The following is a 224-nucleotide window of genomic DNA, read 5'->3' on the forward strand; positions in this document are numbered from 1 at the left end:
AGAAGTAAAAAAAGCCGATTCTTTCATGGTATGTTTTTATCACCTCTCAACGTATTTCCTATACCATATCAAGCTTATATGACTATCACCTTAGCTACATTTGGCTGGATGAATTTTGAAAGACTAAGCATTATAACCCATGTAACAGGTGCCTCGATGGGGACTTTTGTGATCCTTTATTACTATATCTTCTCTTTTGATAAAATTAAGGACCGATCTTCCAC

At 35.3% G+C, this 224-nt stretch carries 1 pseudogene; it reads left to right on the forward strand.

The annotated features are described in order from the left end of the window. Positions 1 to 30: 30 nt before the first annotated feature. Positions 31 to 224, forward strand: a pseudogene (locus tag ACRHOC_RS15505) (lysine transporter LysE); the annotation flags it as partial.

The sequence above is a fragment of the Winogradskyella poriferorum genome (assembly GCF_050618035.1).
Taxonomy (GTDB): Bacteria; Bacteroidota; Bacteroidia; order Flavobacteriales; family Flavobacteriaceae; genus Winogradskyella; species Winogradskyella poriferorum_A.